Annotated in this window: 12 protein-coding genes; 7 read left to right on the forward strand and 5 right to left on the reverse strand. The window is 75.0% G+C overall.

Features of this window, described 5'->3' with window-relative positions; translation table 11 throughout:
* Positions 1-122: 122 nt before the first annotated feature.
* Positions 123-890 (forward strand): TetR/AcrR family transcriptional regulator, encoded by a 768-nt coding sequence (locus B073_RS0133045; RefSeq protein WP_018542359.1) that lies wholly within the window; start codon positions 123-125, stop codon positions 888-890.
* Positions 891-964: 74 nt separating this feature from the next.
* Here the strand turns inward: B073_RS0133045 and B073_RS0133050 are convergent, their stop codons facing one another.
* The 3 genes from B073_RS0133050 to B073_RS0133060 form a co-directional block, all read right to left on the reverse strand.
* Positions 965-2,035, reverse strand: coding sequence for a serine aminopeptidase domain-containing protein (locus tag B073_RS0133050; RefSeq protein ID WP_018542360.1), 1,071 nt, complete (start codon positions 2,033-2,035; stop codon positions 965-967).
* A gap of 109 nt (positions 2,036-2,144) precedes the next feature.
* A complete protein-coding gene (locus tag B073_RS0133055) occupies positions 2,145-3,371 on the reverse strand; it encodes a cytochrome P450 (protein ID WP_026247955.1) in 1,227 nt (408 codons plus the stop codon).
* Between the two features lie 126 nt (positions 3,372-3,497).
* On the reverse strand, positions 3,498-5,483 hold the full coding sequence (locus tag B073_RS0133060) for a glycosyltransferase family 2 protein (RefSeq protein WP_018542362.1): 1,986 nt from the start codon (positions 5,481-5,483) through the stop codon (positions 3,498-3,500).
* A gap of 147 nt (positions 5,484-5,630) precedes the next feature.
* Here B073_RS0133060 and B073_RS0133065 point away from each other — a divergent pair, with 147 nt between their 5' ends.
* The 3 genes from B073_RS0133065 (at position 5,631) to B073_RS0133075 (ending at position 9,839) form a co-directional block, all read left to right on the forward strand.
* On the forward strand, positions 5,631-8,318 hold the full coding sequence (locus B073_RS0133065) for a YfhO family protein (protein ID WP_018542363.1): 2,688 nt from the start codon (positions 5,631-5,633) through the stop codon (positions 8,316-8,318).
* Between the two features lie 70 nt (positions 8,319-8,388).
* Positions 8,389-9,381, forward strand: coding sequence for a glycosyltransferase family 2 protein (locus B073_RS41950; protein WP_018542364.1), 993 nt, complete (start codon positions 8,389-8,391; stop codon positions 9,379-9,381).
* Positions 9,381-9,839, forward strand: a complete 459-nt coding sequence (locus tag B073_RS0133075) for a GtrA family protein (RefSeq protein WP_018542365.1) — start codon at positions 9,381-9,383, stop codon at positions 9,837-9,839. The genes B073_RS41950 and B073_RS0133075 overlap by 1 nt, the downstream gene beginning before the upstream one ends.
* Before the next feature lie 51 nt (positions 9,840-9,890).
* Here B073_RS0133075 and B073_RS0133080 read toward each other — a convergent pair whose 3' ends face one another.
* Positions 9,891-12,077 (reverse strand): PIG-L family deacetylase, encoded by a 2,187-nt coding sequence (locus B073_RS0133080; RefSeq protein WP_018542366.1) that lies wholly within the window; start codon positions 12,075-12,077, stop codon positions 9,891-9,893.
* A 322-nt stretch (positions 12,078-12,399) separates the two neighbouring features.
* Between B073_RS0133080 and B073_RS0133085 the strand changes: the two genes are divergently transcribed.
* Positions 12,400-14,076 carry a serine/threonine-protein kinase gene (locus tag B073_RS0133085; protein WP_018542367.1) on the forward strand — a complete coding sequence of 559 codons (1,677 nt, stop codon included), beginning with the start codon at positions 12,400-12,402 and terminating at the stop codon, positions 14,074-14,076.
* Between the two features lie 63 nt (positions 14,077-14,139).
* On the opposite strand, the gene B073_RS0133090 is transcribed toward B073_RS0133085, so the two are convergent.
* Entirely contained in the window at positions 14,140-14,775 is a 636-nt protein-coding gene (locus tag B073_RS0133090) for a TetR/AcrR family transcriptional regulator (protein WP_018542368.1), read from the reverse strand.
* Between the two features lie 224 nt (positions 14,776-14,999).
* Here B073_RS0133090 and B073_RS0133095 point away from each other — a divergent pair, with 224 nt between their 5' ends.
* Together B073_RS0133095 and B073_RS41955 are read left to right on the forward strand one after the other, a co-directional pair.
* Positions 15,000-15,947 carry an ABC transporter permease gene (locus tag B073_RS0133095; protein WP_018542369.1) on the forward strand — a complete coding sequence of 316 codons (948 nt, stop codon included), beginning with the start codon at positions 15,000-15,002 and terminating at the stop codon, positions 15,945-15,947.
* A gap of 4 nt (positions 15,948-15,951) precedes the next feature.
* Positions 15,952-16,733: ABC transporter ATP-binding protein (locus tag B073_RS41955; RefSeq protein WP_018542370.1), on the forward strand; the 782-nt coding region annotated here is incomplete at its 3' end.

Here is a 16,733-nt window from a genome sequence, read left to right on the forward strand (position 1 = left end):
GCCACCCACTCCGTCACGATCACGCCCCCATCCCGCCGTTTCCTTATTCCCGTACGACGTACGAGAATAGCGGATGCTTGGATTGACCGGTGTTCCGTCCATGAGACAGGAGAGGAGACCGCGTGCCCGCGCCCGCATCCCCCGGCGACCGGCCCGGTGCGCCGGGCGCCGACGACCCGTACGGGCTCTGGCTGACGCCCGACCGCCCCCGCCGCGGCCGCCGCCCCGCCTTCACCCGCGAGGCGATCACCGCCGCGGCCGTCGCCCTCGCCGACACCGAAGGGCTCGACGCCGTCACCATGCGCGCGGTCGCCGCCCGGGTCGGTGCCGGGGTGATGTCCCTCTACAGCTACGCCCCGGACAAGGAGACCCTGCTGGAGCTGATGGTCGACCACGTCGGCGGCGAACTCCTGCCCCCCGCCCCGCTCACCGGCGACTGGCGCACCGACCTCAAGACGCTCGCCCACCACCAGCGCGCCCTGATGCTCCGCCACCCCTGGCTGCCCGCCGCCCTGACCGCCCGCCGGACCCTGGGGCCGCACACCCTGGCCTTCCTGGAGCACGCCCTCGCCGCGCTCCGCCCGCTCCCCCTGGACGGCGCCGCGAAACTGGAGATCTTCAGCCTTCTGACCGGCTTCGTGGCCTCCCACGTCGGCCATGAACTCACCCGCGCCGCGGCCGCCGACTCCCCCGGCCGCGCCACCGCCGAGGCCCGCTACCTCGCCGCCGTCGCCGCCGACGGCCACCACCCCGAACTCGCCCGCGCCCTCGCCTCCCCCGGCCGCCCCCTCACCCCCGACGCCACCTTCGCCCGCTTCCTCAACCGCCTGGTGGACGGCCTGGACACCGACCACCCGCACACGGAAACGGACCCCCTGCCGAGCCCGTGACACACGCTTCCGCCCCGCCGGAGCACAGGCTCCAACGGGGCGGAGGCACACGCGTGGACCTCAGGGCCCGGGCCTCAGCCGACCGCCCCCTGCCGCCAGGGCCGGACGAAGTCGTGCAGGGCCCGCCGTGCCGCCGGGGCGATCACCGGCGCGTCGGCCGGTGTGCCCGCCGGGTGCAGCAGATGGTCGACACCGGGCAGCACCCGCGGCCCGGGGCCGGTGGTGCGGGCCGCGGCGAGGCCGGACAGCAGCGCCGGCACGGTCCGGCACGGCACATTGACGTCCGCCGTGCCGCAGGTGACGAGCGTCCGCGTGCCGGGCGCGACGTCCCGGGCCACGGCCGGCGGGTAGAGCGCGTCGTCGCTGCGCACGAAGTCCGCGTTGACCGGCCCGAACATGCCGTTCAGGAGGGCGGCGACGGACGGCAGCAGCCCCGACGTGTCCACCGGCCGCCCACCCCGGAAGTCCGCGACGGCCCTGGCCACCCCCTTCTTGTTCAACTCGGCCTGCTCGGCGCTCAGTCGACCGGCCCGGACCGCCCGGTCCAGACCGTCCGCCAACTGGAACCCGACCATGTCCAGCAGCCGCACGTCCTGCGGCGCGAGCAGCGCGAGCCCGGCGGGCTTCGCCCGCACCGCGCGGTCGACGAGCAGCGCCTGGAGGCCGCCCTCGCTGTGCCCGACCACGAGCAGCGCACGCGGGTCGGCCTCCGGCTGGGCGCGCAGGGTGTCGTACGCGGCCACGGCCTGGCGGGTGTAGGCGGCCATGTCGGGTGCGCGGTGCCGGCCGCCGAGCCCCGTCCGCCCGGTGCCGTACTTGTCGAACCGCAGGGTCATCACACCGTCCTCGCCGAGCGCGCCCGCGAGGAGGGCCAGGGTGTGCGGGGTGAGTCCGGGCGGCTCGTCGCCGTTGCGGTCGGTCGGCCCGCTGCCGGGTATCAGCAGCGCCGCGGCCAGCCGGTGGCCCGCCCGGTGGGCGGGGATGTGCACCGTGCCGTACGCCGTGGTGCCGTCGGCGACGAAGCGGACCTCGCGGTCCTGGGCGGGCACGACCGCGGCGGCGGCCCGCGGAGCCGCGACCGCCCCGGCCACGTTCCCCGCCGGCCCGGCCGCGACGACCACCGCCACCGCCAGCCCGGTCAGCACCCTGCTGCACCAAGAAGAGCGCGAACGCATCAAACCCCCCAGTGAGTTGAGCCATGAGCCGATCCCTCGACTTGTTCTATAAAGGCTAGAAGAAGTCGATGAGGTTTGGCTACCGGGTCTTTTCGGTCCAGGTGACCGGGAGTTCGTGGACGCCGTAGATGTTCATGTCGGTCCGGAGCCGCACCTCGTGGGCGGGGACGGCGAGTTCGAGGGTCGGGAAGCGGCGCAGCAGGCCGCCGAAACCGGCGCGCATCTCGATGCGGGCCAGTTGCTGGCCGAGGCACTGGTGGATGCCGTGGCCGAAGGAGAGGTGGCCGCGGGCCCTGCGGTGGAGGTCCAGGGTGTCGGGGTTCTCGAAGCGCCGGGGGTCGCGGTTGGCGGCCAGCAGCGAGACCACGACGGTCGATCCCTCGGTGATCGTTTCGCCGCCGAGTTCGAGGTCCTCCGTGGCGTAGCGGTAGAAGATGTCGCCGACGGACAGATAGCGCAGGAGTTCCTCGACCGCGTCGGGGAGCAGCTCCGGGTCGGCGCGCAGTTCGGCCAGCTGCTCGGGGTGCTCCAGCAGCGCGAAGGTGCCCAGGGCCAGCATGTTGGCGGTGGTCTCGTGGCCCGCGAGCAGCAGCAGGAAGGCGGCGCCGGTCAACTCCTCGATGCTGAGGTCCTCGTGGCGGGCGAGGTCGGAGAGGACGTCCTCGCCGGGTTCGGCGCGTTTGCGGGTGACCAGTTCGGCGAGGTACGAGGTCAGTGCGCCGTACGCGGCCATCTTCTCGTCGAGCGCGATGTCCTTTTCCATGAATTTAGCGGAGTTGACCTGGAAGGTGTCGCGGTCCGCGTAGGGGACGCCGAGCAGTGCGCAGATCACCAGGGAGGGCACCGGCAGCGCGAACTCCTTGACGAGGTCCACCGGCGGGGCGAGGCGGGCCAGTTCGTCCAGTTGCCGCTCGGTGATCTCGATGATGTGGTCCTCCAGCTGCTTCATGCGTTTGACGGTGAAGGCGCCGGTGAGCCGGCGCCGCAGCCGGGTGTGGTCCGGCGGGTCCATGGCGACGAACAGGCCCGGTATCTGCGGGGACGGTTCGGTGGGGGTGGGCATGCCGGGGGTCTCGTACGGCACGTGGAGCACACCGATGTCCTGGCGGGAGCTGAACCGGGTGTCGGCCATGAGCCGGCGGACCTCTTCGTAGCCGGTGACGAGCCAGCCCTGGTGTCCGTCGGGGAAGGCCAGGGGGCTGACCGGGCGGGTCTCGCGCAGCCGGGTGATCCGGCTGGGCGGGTCGAAGGGGCCCGCATCGCGGTCCATGGGGAGGCCCTGCGGGACGGGAGGCGGCTGGCTCATGGGGGTGCCCTTTCGTGGCGGCCGTTGCGGCCGTGACGGCCGTTGCGACCACCGTCGCGTGCCGGCCTGACGTGCGGCTGACACGGCTCTGACACGGAGATCCGTCAGAAGCGCCCGGCGCCCTCGTCAGCCCTTCCCGTCAGCCCCCGCCGGCGGCACCGTGAGTGTCAACGGGCCGCGGCCGTCGGCCGATCGGACCGGGAGTTCGCGGCGCAGGCCGCCGGCGGTGAGGCGGAGGGCGACCCGCCAGGTGCCCGGGGGGCCGCTGCGGAGGCGGGAGCGGGCGCGGTAGCGGTCGCCGGCGCCGCGTTCGACGGTGGTGCGCAGGGCCACGCAGCGGGTGGCGTCGCGCAGCACGAACTGGAGGCCGGCGTCGGCGGGGCAGCCGGGGAGGGTGACGCGGGCGGCGACCGTGGCGCGGCCGGTGCGGGTGCAGGCGGCCTCGCCCCGGAGGTCGGTGCCGAGCGGGCGGCGGGCGCCGTCGTGGTCCAGGTCGAGGTGGAGGTGGCCGTGCGGGGAGGAGAGGAAGAGGGCGGCGACGGTGGGTCCTTCGGGGCCGTGGCCGACGACGCGGGGCGTGGTGTCGGTGGCCGGTGCGCCGCCTTCGGGGACGAGCCAGGCTTCACGGCGGAGGCCGGCGGCGTCCACGCCGGCGTCGACACCGGTGTCCACCCCGGCGTCGGCCCCGTCCCCCTCCGCCGCCACCGCGATCTTCAGGCCCCAGATGCCGTCCGCCAGTGGGGTGCCGTGGGCGGCGGTGGCCGGATCGAGGGCGGCGTGCCAGGTGTCGTCGGGGCCGAGCGAGGCGGGGACGCGGAGGTGGGCGCCGCTGCGGTGGAGGACGAGATCCACGTGATCGGCCCCGACGGGACCGGTGGCACGGAGGGTGGCGGTGCCGTGGAGGTGGAGGACGCCGCCGACCCACTGGAGGCCGGTGAGGCGCTGGTGGACGGCGATCCGGTCGGTGAGGTCGTAGAGGGCGTCCGGCAGCGGGTGGTCCGGGTCGCGGAAGTGCGGGTAGGCGGCGTAGGCGCGGCCGTTCTCGATGCGGGGGCGGCCGGCCGCGGGTGCGGTGCCGGGGGCGGAGTCGGCCCGGACGACGTCGGTCAGTTCGGTGTCGAGGCCGGCGCGCAGGCAGTGGGCGCGGAGTCGGAGGCCGGGCGGGAGGGCGGCGGAGACCCGGTCGGTCAGATAGCGGTCGACGAGGGGGCGGGCGGCCTCGCGCATCGCGCGCCGGCCGGCCTCGTCCCGGGCGAGGTAGGGGGCCGCGAACGGCATGAGTATCTCGCCGTGGAAGTGGCGGACCATCAGTTTGTCGCGGTCCGGGCCGGGTGGGACCTCGGCGGCGAGGCCGGCCAGGACGGTGTCGATGTAGGCGAGGTAGGCGGGCCAGTCCATGTCCTGGCGGGAGGCGTTGCTGTCGTCCGCGCGGCCGTGCAGGTAGTAGCAGTCGTAGTCGGCGAGGACGGAGACGGTGCCGGCGCGCAGCAGGGCGGCGATGCCGAAGGGGAGGTCCTCGGCGAGCAGCCGGCCCTCGACGAAGCGCAGGTGGTGGCGCTCGACGAAGGAGCGGCGGAAGAGCTTGTAGGCGGCCAGCGACCAGTAGACGGGTGAGTCGAAGACCGAGACGCGGGGGCTGGTGGTGCGCAGGTCGACGGGGGCGCCGCGGCCGTCGGTGCCGACGATGCGGCCGTAGACGATGTCGGAGCCGTGCTCCTCGGCCATCCGGGTGAGGCGGTCCAGGGCCTCGGGGCCGAGGTGGTCGTCGGAGTCGAGGAAGAAGACGTAGTCGCCGGTGGCGCGGTCCAGGCCGACGTTGCGGGGTCTCCCGGCGCCGCCGGAGGCGGGCTGGTGGACGACCGTGAGGCGGGGGTGGGCGGCGGCGGCCTCGTCGAGCCAGGCGGCGCTGCCGTCGGTGGAGCCGTCGTCGACGGCGATGATCTCGATGCGGTCCGGGTCGAGGGTCTGGGCGAAGACCGAGCCGAGGCTGCGGTCCAAGTAGCGGCGGGTGTCGTGGACCGGCACGATCACGGTGACGGTCGGGGCGTCGGGGCCGTGCGGGTGGCCGGGGCCACCGGTGCCGTCCTCGGGACGAGCGGAGTTGCGGGACACGGGAACAGTGGCCTCCGTTCCTTTCTGCGGGTCCTCGCCCTACCCCGCCCCCTCCGGGGTAAAACGGACTATCAAGCCATCAAGCCATATAAATCGTTCGCTGCCTGTCTGTGCGCGGGGGACCGCGCCGACCTCGGAGGAGCGCCGGTGAGCCCGACACCTTCCGCCCCCCAAGAGGGGGTCCGGGACCGGGAGGTTGCCCGGAGTCCGTCCGGCGCGACCCGTGCCGCACCCGCGGGGCCGGCCCGGCGCCGGGCGGCCGCGCCCGGGCTCGCGGCGCTGCTGTCCATGGGCGCGTACTGCCTGGCGCTGGCCGTCCACGGAAGCTATCCGTTCGGGCCGCGGCCCCGTTCGGTGAACGATCTGGGCAACCAGTTCGTGCCCTTCCACGCCCGGCTGTGGGACCTGTTGCACGGCGGCGCCCACGGGGACCTGTTCTTCAACTGGGGCAGCGGGTACGGCGTCCCGTTCCTGGCGGACTTCGTCACGTATCTGATGAACCCGTTCTCGCTGCTGGTGGGGGTGTTCCCGCGGGCGCTGGTGGATCTGCCGGTGTTCCTGGTGACGCTGCTGAGCATCGGGCTGGGCGCGGCGCTGATGACCGTTCTGCTGGGGCGGCTGCGGGCCGGGCCGGGCGGGCTGCGGGCGCTGCTGGCGGTGGGGTACGGGCTGTGCGCGTGGGTGCTGAGCGACGGGTACGCCGATCCGATGTGGATGTGGGGGCTGGTGTCGCTGCCGCTGCTGGGGATCGCGGCGGACTGGTGCCTGCGGCGGGTGCGGTGGGTGGCCGGGACGCTGCTGGTGGCGGTGGCGTGGGCCGGGAACTTCTACACCGCGGCGATGGCGACGCTGGCGACGGGGCTGGTGCTGGTGGTGCGGCTGTGGGTGGAGGGGCCGGCGGAGCGGGGCGGCGCCGGGCCCGGGGGCGGGCGGCTGCGGGTGGCGGGCCGGGCGGCCGGTACGGCGGCGGCCGGGATCGCGCTGGCCGCGCCGGTGCTGACGGTGACGCTGCGGGCCAGCCGGGCCTCGCAGCAGCCGCCCCCGGCGGTGTACGAGGGGCGGCCGCCGCTGCTGGACCAGCTGGCGAAGCTGCTGCCGCCCGGGCACGGCACGGTGCCGGCGCCGAACATCTCGGTCGGGGTGGCGGCGCTGCTGCTGGCGGCGGCCTTCCCGTTCGTCCGGGCGGTGCCGGTGCGGGCCCGGGTCGGGTGGACGCTGCTCGCACTGGGGATGGGCGCGTCGTTCGTGTGGAAGCCGACGATCCTGCTGTGGCACGGCCTGGCGCTGCCCAACGGGAGCCCGTACCGGGTCGCGTTCGTGCTGAGCGGGGTGCTGGTGATGATCGCCTGGCTGGCGCTGGCGCACCGCCCGCGGCCGCGGGAGCTGGCCGCGGGGGCGGGGCTGGTCGCGGCGCTGCTGGTGTGCTGCCGGAACCGGAGCGCAGTGAGCGGCGCGACCTGGCTCGTGGTGGCGGGCGGCGGGGCGCTGGTCCTGGCGGCGCTGGCGGCGCCGGCCCGCCTGCGGGCGCGGCGGCGGGGCCGGGCGGCGGCCACCGGGGCGCTGGCCGCCGTGGTGACGCTGACCGCGGCCTACACGGCGTTCTCGGTGACCGCCGCGCGGGACGCGATCCCGTGGTTCCGGCCGAAGCCCACCATGTCCGAACGGGCGCTGGCCGCCCGGCGCGGACTGGCCGCCCGGGACGACTGGCCGCGGTCCCGTACGGACCCGGGCCCGCACGAGTTCGCCGACAACGATCCGCTGCTGATCGGCGGCGAGGGCGGCGCGTACTACAGCAGCTATGTGCCGGCGGCGGCCGCCCGGACGCTGCGCGGGCTGGGCGCCGGCTGGTACATCCGGGGGCGGCACACGCTCAGCTTCCAGGACCCGGTGGGGCGGGCCCTGATGGGGGTGGGCAGTGCGCTGGTGCCGCCGGCGCCGGGTGCGCCGCGCGGCCGGCTGACGGTGGTGCGCGGGCGGCCGGCGCCGCTGCTGACCGTGCGGCGCGGGCCGCTGCCGGGGCCCGGCGCCGGCCCGGACACCGTCTTCGCCCGCCAGGAGCGGGTGCTCGGCGCCCGCGTCTACGAGGTGCCGCGGCTGGTGCCCGGCGCCGGCCCGGCCCCGCAGCGGGCGCCCGGCGGCTGGCTGCTGCCGGACCGCCCGCTGCCCGGCACGGACGCCGGCGTGCTGCCCAGGCCCGACGCGCCGGGCGCCGGGGCGGCCTTCACCGCGCGGTGCACCCCGGGCAGCCTGGCGCTGTGGTACGCGCCGTGGTTCGCGGGCGAGGTCGCCGGGCCGGGCGGGGCCGCCCGGGCGGTGGGCCAGTGGGACGGCACCGCCAACCCGCTGCGGCGCCTGGGCACCGTACCGGCGGACGGGGTGGTGCGGGTGCGGTTCACCGGGCAGCGCCGCGCGTTCGTGCCGGAGCGAGCCGTGGGCTGTCTCTCCACGGGGCGGCTGGCCGCGGCGGTGCGGGCGCTGGAGGGGCCGGTGCGGCTCACCGCGGGCGGCCACGACCTGACGGCGCGGCTGCGTCCGGGGGCGGCGGGGACCGCGGTGCTCGCCCTGCCGGCGGTGTCCGGATGGGGCTGTTCGGTGGACGGCGGGCCGGTCCGGGCGCCCGGGTCGTTCGGCGGTCTGGCGGCCGTGCCGCTGCGCCGCGGGGCGACCCGGCTGAGCTGTGCGTACGAGCCTCCGGGGCTGGCCGCGGGGCTTGCGGTGAGCGGTGCGGGGGTGCTGGCGGTGGGGGCGGTGGCCGGTACCACGGCGGTCCGCCGCCGGCGGCGCCGTCCCCCTCCATCTGCCTTCCCGAATAGTGCGTTTCATCCCGATTCGTAAAATGGCCTTTCAGGGGACGCCCGCGCGGGCGTCCCCTGAAACCCGGCGAACTCCGGCGAACGGCCCGCTCATGAAGCTCTCCATCGTCGTCCCCTGCTACAACGAAGAGGCCGTCATAGGCCGCTTCGACGACCAGCTGCGCGCGGTCCTCGACGGCCTCGCGGTGGAGTACGAGCTGTGCTACGTGGACGACGGCAGCCTCGACGGGACCCTGCCCCGGATCCGCGCCCTGGCCCAGCAGCACCGCGGCACCACCCGCTACCTCTCCTTCAGCCGCAACTTCGGCAAGGAGCCGGCGATGCTGGCCGGGCTCCGGGCGGCCACCGGCGACGCGGTGATCCTCATGGACGCCGACCTCCAGCACCCGCCGGAGCTGATCGAGAAGATGCTCGACCTCTACCAGCTCGGCCACGACCAGGTCATCGCCCGGCGCAGCCGGGACGGCGACCGGCGGCTGCGCACCACCCTCAGCCGCCTCTACTACCGCGCCGTCAACACCTGGATCGACGTCGAACTGGTCGACGGCGCGGGCGACTTCCGGCTGCTGTCCCGCAAGGCCGTGGACGCGCTGGTCTCGCTGCCCGAGTACAACCGCTTCTCCAAGGGCCTGTTCTCCTGGATCGGCTTCGACACCGTCAGCTTCGACTACCGCAACGCCGCCCGGGAGGCCGGCGAGACCAAGTGGCGCTTCGGCGCACTGGTCAACTACGGCATCGACGGCATGATCTCCTTCAACTGCCGCCCGCTGCGCGCCGCCATCTACGCCGGCCTCGGCCTGGCGCTGCTCGCCACCCTCTACGCCCTGTGGGTCATCGGCGCGGCCGTCGCCGGCGGGGTCACCGCGCCCGGCTATGTGACGCTGGTGGCCATCATCGTGGGACTGGGCGGCCTCCAGATGGTGATGCTCGGGCTGATCGGCGAGTACATCGGGCGGATCTACTACGAGACCAAGCGGCGTCCGCACTTCCTGGTCAAGGAGAGCGACGGCGTCGCCCCGCCGCCCGACCCGGTGCCCGCGTCCGCCCCGCCCGGGACCGCCGCCGTCGGCCCGCGGTCCCGCTGATGCGCGGTCCGGCCGCGGCGGTCCCGTGGGGCCAGGTCGTCCGGTTCACGGCGGTCGGCGTCGTCAACACCGTGACCTTCTACGCCTGTTACCTGCCGCTGCACCGGCTGCTGCCGTACTTCGCGGCCTACACGGCGGGCTTCGTCCTCAGCCTGGTCGGCTCGTTCTTCCTCAACACCTACTTCACCTACCGCACCCGCCCCACCTGGCGGAAGTTCCTGCTCTTCCCGCTGACCCAGGTCACCAACTACGCGGTGCAGAGCGCCGGTCTGGTGGCGCTGGTGAGCTGGCTGGGGATGGACAGCGTGGCGGCGCCGCTGGCCGCGGCCCTGCTGGCGCTGCCGGTCACCTTCCTGGTCTCCCGCCGGATCCTCCGACCACCGGTCCGCCCGGCCCCCACCCCCGAACAGCCCGATCAGCCCGAGCCGCCACCGGTGCGCTCGGGGCGGTCGGCCTAGACACGGTCGTCGAACTCCCGTCGTCCGCCCGGAAGGCGGGCGGGCTTTCCGTCACCGGCCCTGCGCGCGCCAGGCCAGGAACGGCGCGGTCTGCCCGGGCTTGCCCTGCCGGGCCGCGTACAGCCGGCCGTCGTTGCCGAGGGCGACCAGCACCGCCCGGCCGGCCGTGTCGCCGGCCACCCCGGCCGCCGCCGAGTGCGCCAGCCGGCACCGCTGCCAGGGCTTGGGCGCGGCCTGCGCCATCGCCACCCGGACGTCGCCGGCGTCGTCCCGGCCGGCCAGCACCATCCGGTCGCCGCGGCCGGCCGGCGCCAGTGCCACCCGCCCGTAGCCGCCGGCCCGTTCGCACTGCCCGGAGACCCGCCAGCTGCCGATCGCCCGCTGCCGCTCGGCGATCACCACCCGCGCGGTCCCCGTCTGCCGGTAGGCGATCCGCACCACACCGCCGGCCAGCGGGGCGATGCTGACCGGCCCGCCCGGCTCCGGCAGCCCGGTGGCCGCGCCCGGCCGCGGCGTCTCCCCCGGCTCCTTGGACACCCAGTGCTGGACGGTCCGCACGCTGGGCGCGACCAGGTGGATCAGCCCCTCGGCGTCCACACAGGCGTCGATCCCGTCGACGACCTGCGGGGACGCCCTGAGGGTGCCGACGCCGGCCGGGCCCTCCAGCCGGTCCCACGGCGACCACTGCGCGCCGTGCGGCCCGCTGCAGTGGCCGACGCCGCCGTCCCAGGTCTTCACGAAGACGTGCACCGTGCCGTCCCGGGCGGCCACCGCGGCGGGGAACCCGACCTCCAGCGACCGGACCGCATCCCGTTCCGGGGACCCCAGCGACTCCCACGCCCCGAAGGCCGGCGATCCGCCCCGGCCGGTGCCGGTCTGCCGCGCGGTGACCAGCTCGCGCCGGTGCTCCGTGCCCGGCCCCGGCAGCACCGTCCGGGACGCGAACAGCTGAAGGGTGCCGTCGGGATGGCGCACCGCGTGGATCTGCCCCTCCAGCGACTCCCCGCCGACCCGGGCCGGGGCGCCGAACCGGCCGCTGCCCGGCCCGGTCTCCGCCCAGCAGTACGCGGCCCCGCCGAGCACCGCGAAGGCGGTCAGCCGCCCGTCCCGGGCCGGCCGCACCCAGGCGTTGGAGCCGGGGGCGCGCAGCCGGGTGCTGCGGGTCCAGTTCCGCGGGCTGCCGTTGAGGGCCGTGTCGCCGACCTTGCGGTCGCCGCAGCCGGCCGGGTCGCCGCACGGGCGGTGGTCGGCCCAGCCGTAGACGTCGAGCGTGCCGGCCTTGCGGCGGGCGGTGGACAGGTCGAGGTCGTTGGGCAGCACCCCGAGCTCGTAGCCGAGGTAGCTCTCCACGATGGCCGGGGCGGGGTGGCCGCGTCCCCAGTAGCGGGCCAGCGCCGCCTGGGTGAAGTGGGCGGAGGCGGTGTGGTCCTGGTGGTCGAAGTAGCGCAGACCGGCCAGCCGGGGGTCGGGGGCGGGCAGCGGCGGCTTGTCGGAGTGCACCGCGTCGGGGTCCAGGGTGCGGACGACGGTGGGCCGCACCCAGTCGAGGACCGCCGCCAGGGTGTCGGTGACCTGGTCGCGGGTGTAGCGGAACTGCCGCTGGACGGGGCTGCCCTCGGGCCGCAGGGTGGGCAGCGAGTCGGCGACCCCGAGCCAGAGGCCGCGCAGGCTGGTGGCGCGCGGCTGGCAGACCGCGCGGGCCTCGACCAGCTCCACGAAGACCAGCTGGTGCTGGGGGGCGGCGCGCAGCGTCTGGATCTCCACTTGGAAGCCGGGCAGCAGGGTGCGGGCCTCGCCGTCCCAGACACCGGCGCGGTCGCCGGTGGCCATCTGGGCGTGCGCGGCGAGCAGTCCGTTGACCCGGGCCCGGGCGAAGGCCGGCCGGTCGGCGACCACCCGGTCGTGCAGGGCGCTGCCGCGGAGGGCGTTGCGGCCGTCGGACTCACCGCCCGTCAGGCACACCGTGACCACCCGCGCACCGCTGCGGATGGCCTGGTACAGCCCCGGGTTCATGAAGAACAGTCCGTCGTCGGGGTGCGCGATGACGTGCAGGAACACCTGCTCGGCCAGCTCCTCGGGCGGCTGCTGCTCACGGGCCGGCGGGGCCGGGCGGGCCGCGTCGGGGGACACCCAGGCCCACACACCGGCGCCCGCGGTGGCCGCGAGAACGGCACCGCCGGTCGCCTGGAGCAGCCGGCGGCGGGAGACGAGCGGTCCTGACGGTCCTGACCGGGGCACGCCCTCAGTATTTGCGGGCCCGGGCGATCCCGCGCGGCGCACCGCCGGTTCCGCCGGGCGCACCACAACCCTTTCGGGCGAATGCCCGTCAGCGGGATGCCGACGGGCCGGCGAACGGCTGCGGACGACGGACCGGCCCCGGCCGCGCACCCCGCGCCGTACACCGGACTGCCCCCGCCCCGCCCGGAGTTGACGGCGGACCACCTCTTCCCCCGGACAGGCGTACGGATACCATCCCCCGGTAGGTCTCGATCGGGGGAGGCTCCACATCCGCACGCACGACGACGTCTTCGCACCGCTGCGCGCCGACGATCCGCGGGAGGTGGCCGGCTACCGGCTGCTGGCGCGGCTCGGCGAGGGCGGTATGGGCTCGGTGTACCTGACCCGCACCCGCGGCAACCAGCCCGCCGCGCTGAAGGTCGTCCGCCGGGAGTTCGGTCAGGACGCGGACTTCCGCGACCGCTTCGAGCAGGAGGTCCGGGCCGCCCGCCGGGTGCAGGGATACCACATCGTGCCGGTCCTCGACCACGACACCGGCGGCGAACTCCCCTGGCTGGCCACCGCGTTCGTCCCCGGTCTGCCGCTCGACGAGGCGCTGCGGGACGGCCCGCTGCCGCTGCCGGCGGTCTTCCGGCTGATCGGCGCGGCGGCCGGGGCGCTGGGCTCGGTGCACGCCGCCGGGGTCGTCCACCGCGACCTCAAGCCGAGCAACATCCTGCTCGGCCCGCAGGGCCCCTACGTCATCGACTTCGGGATCGCCCGGGCGGCCGACGCCACCCAGCTCACCCGCAGCGGCGGCTTCATCGGCACCCCGCAGTACATGTCCCCCGAGCATGCGAGCGGCGAGCAGGTCACGCCCGCCGCCGACGTCTTCTCGCTGGGCCTGATCGCGGCGGTCGCGGCCACCGGCCGGCACCCGTACGGGGACGGCGCGGCCATCACCGTCGCCGCCCGGATCGCCAACACCGCGCAGGCCGCCCCGGACCTCTCCGGCTACCCGGACGCGCTGCGCCCGCTGCTCACCCGCTGCCTGTCCGCCGACCCGGGGCAGCGGCCGACGCCCGCCGAGGTGGCGGAGGTGTGCCGGGCGGCGTCCGGGCACGGGCCCCGGGACTTCGACGGCTGGCTGCCGGACACCCTCGCCGCCGAGATCGCCCGCCGCGAGCGCGCCGCCGGGGAACTGCCGGACCCGCCGCCGGCCGCGGCCCCGCCGCCCCCCGGCCACCCCCCGACGCAGGGCGCCACCGGCTACACCCCCACCCAGGGCGCGGGCCCGCACGCCGCCCCGACGCAGGGCGCCACCGGCCCGGTGCCCCCGCCGCCCGGCGGCCTGCACGCGATGCCCACCATGGGCCCCGGCACACCGGCGCCCGCGGCCGGCACCCGGCGTAACCCCGCGCTGCGGGCCGCCCTCGCCACGGTGGCACTGGCGGCCGTGGTCGCCGTCACCTGGACGCTCGCGCGCAGCGGCGGCTCCGGCGACGAGGCCACCGGCCGGCACGGCTCCCCCGCCGGCCCGGCCACACCCGCCCCCGCGCACCACAAGGGCGACGCCACCGCCACGCCCGACGGCAGCGCCGGCTACCAGGTCGTCTTCAAGGACCGCCCGTTCGCGCTGCGGGCTCCTACGGCAGCCGGCTTCAACTACATCGACCTGGACGTCCCCAAGTCGGTCCCCGGTGCCCAGATCGACACAGCCCCCTACGAGATCACCTACAACGGGGTGTCCGGGATCGGCCTGGAGTTCCACACCCCCATGGGGCGCAGCACCGGCCGGACCGCCCAGGCGTGCCTGGACGGTTCGCACGCCGACGTCCTCCCGGACAAGGTCAGCCGCGAGGAGCTGGACAAGGGCCGGACGATCCACGTCGGCACCCTGCTGTGCACGGAGACCACGGACGGCAACCTCGCGATGATCGAGATCACCGGGATGACCCCGAACCACGAGAGCAACATGCCCGACTTCGCGACGAAGGTGACGCTCTGGAAGAAGGGCTAGCGGCCGCAAAGAAGAGCTAGCCACCACGAGCAACGGCCACCGGCCGCCGGCTGCGCGTCCTGCCTACTCCGCGCCCAGTGCCGCCGTCACCGACCCGGCCAGCGCGTCGAGATAGCCCGCGGGCACCTCGTCGCGGACCACCAGCAGCCGCCAGTACAGCGGCCCGGTCAGCAGGTCCAGCGCCAGCCGGTGGTCGACGTCCGCGGGCAGCTCGCCGCGCTCCACCGCCCGGGCCACCACCGCCGCCGCGACCCCCTCCTGACTGTCGTGCAGCGCGGCCTTGAGCGCCTCGGCCAGCTCCGGGCTGCGCGCCGCCTCGGCCAGCAGGTCCGGGATGATCTGCGACGCCATCGGGTGCCGCAGCGCCCGGGCCGCGACCTCCAGCACCATCCGCACATCGCCGCGCAGCGTCCCGGTGTCCGGGGCCGGCAGCCCCGCCGCGGCGACCGCGGAGACCACGTCCAGGACCAGGTGCAGCTTGGAGCGCCAGCGCCGGTAGACGGCGGTCTTGCCGACCCCGGCCCGGCGGGCGATGCCCTCCATGGACATCCGGGCGAAGCCGACCGCGGCCAGCTCCTCGAAGACCGCCGCGCGGATCGCGGCGGTCTTGTCCTCCCGCAGCACGGCGGCGCCGGCCGGGGCCCGGCGCGCCCCGGGTGCCGCCGGGCCTCTCTCGCTCTCGGTGCCGTTTTTTGCCATGCCTTGATCCTAGCGGCACGACGCTACGGTTGCGTTTCGACGTACGCCCGCCCTAGTCTCGACGTCGCGACGATACGGACCCGTTCCGACGTCGTCGCCGGGTCCGCCGTCCCCGACGCGCTCCGACACGTCCCCGACGCAGCCCGACGCCCGTACGACAGCGCGCCCCCGCACGACAGCGCATCCCGGCACGAAAGCGCCCCCGGCACGAAAGAAAAGGCCGCATGCCCCAGACCCTCGCGCCCCCGGCTCCCGCCCCCGGCCCGGCACCCGTCCGGCCGGCCGGCCCCGGTGCCGCACCCGACCCCGAGCTGCGCGCCCTGGCCGAACGCCACGGCCTCACGGTCAGCGGCGCCCGCCCCTCGCTGCCCGAGTACACCCGCCAGCTGTGGCACCGGCGGCACTTCATCGCCTCGTTCGCCACCGCCAAGCTCACCGCGATGTACACCACCGCCAAGCTCGGCCAGCTGTGGCAGGTGATCACCCCGCTGCTCAACGCCGGCGTCTACTACTTGATCTTCGGCGTGCTGATCGGCACCCGGAAGGGCGTCCCGGACTACATCCCGTACCTGGTGACCGGCGTGTTCGTCTTCACCTTCCTGCAGAACTCGGTGATGGCCGGCACCCGGGCGATCTCCGGCAGCCTCGGCCTGGTGCGCGCGCTGCACTTCCCACGGGCCTGCCTGCCGATCTCGTTCTGCCTGGCCCAGCTGCAGCAGCTGCTCTACTCCATGGCCGTACTGGTCGTCATCCTGCTGGCCTTCGGGCAGGTGCCCACCGGGTCCTGGCTGCTGGTGTTCCCGGCGCTGACCCTGCAGTTCGTCTTCAACACCGGCCTGGCGATGATCATGGCGCGGCTCGGCAGCAAGACCCCGGACCTGGCGCAGCTGATGCCCTTCATCCTGCGGACGTGGATGTACGCCTCCGGCGTGATGTTCAGCATCAGTGTGATCCTCAAGGGCAAGCACCTCCCGCAGATCGTGGTGGTGCTGCTCAACGGCAACCCCGCCGCGGTCTACATCGACCTGATGCGCTTCTCGCTCATCGACAGCTTCACCAAGCACCAGCTCCCGCCGCACGTCTGGGCGTTCGCGGCCGGCTGGGCGCTGCTCGCCGGGGTCGTCGGGTACGTGTACTTCTGGAAGGCAGAGGAGCAGTACGGACGTGGCTGAGCACATGGACATGGACATGGACGGCACCCGGCCGACGGCGGCGGACGAGACCCGCATCCCGACCGTCATCGCGGACGACCTGCACATCGTCTACCGCGTCTACGGCACCGGCGCGGGCAAGGGCAGCGCCACCGCCGCGCTCAACCGGATCGTCCGGCGGCGCCCCTCGGCGGGCGTGCGGGAGGTGCACGCGGTCAAGGGCGTCTCCTTCACCGCCTACCGCGGCGAGTCGATCGGCCTGATCGGCACCAACGGCTCCGGCAAGTCGACGCTCCTCAAGGCGGTCGCCGGCCTCCTCCCCGCCGAGCGCGGCAAGGTCTACACCCACGGCCAGCCCTCGCTGCTCGGCGTCAACGCGGCCCTGATGAACGACCTCACCGGCGAGAAGAACGTCCTCCTGGGCGGCCTGGCGATGGGCATGAGCCGCGAACAGGTCCGCGAGCGCTACGACGGCATCGTCGAATTCTCCGGCATCAACGAGAAGGGCGACTTCATCTCGCTGCCGATGCGCACCTACTCGTCCGGTATGGCGGCCCGGCTGCGGTTCTCCATCGCGGCCGCCAAGGACCACGACGTGCTGCTGATCGACGAGGCGCTGGCCACCGGCGACCGCGCCTTCCAGAAGCGCTCCGAGGCCCGCATCCGCGAACTGCGCGAGGAGGCCGGCACCGTCTTCCTCGTCAGCCACAACAACAACTCCATCCGCGACACCTGCGACCGCGTCCTGTGGCTCGAAAAAGGTGTCCTCCGCATGGACGGCCCCACCGAAGAAGTCCTCACCGCCTA

It is taken from the genome of Streptomyces sp. MspMP-M5, from assembly GCF_000373585.1.
GTDB lineage: Bacteria > Actinomycetota > Actinomycetes > Streptomycetales > Streptomycetaceae > Streptomyces.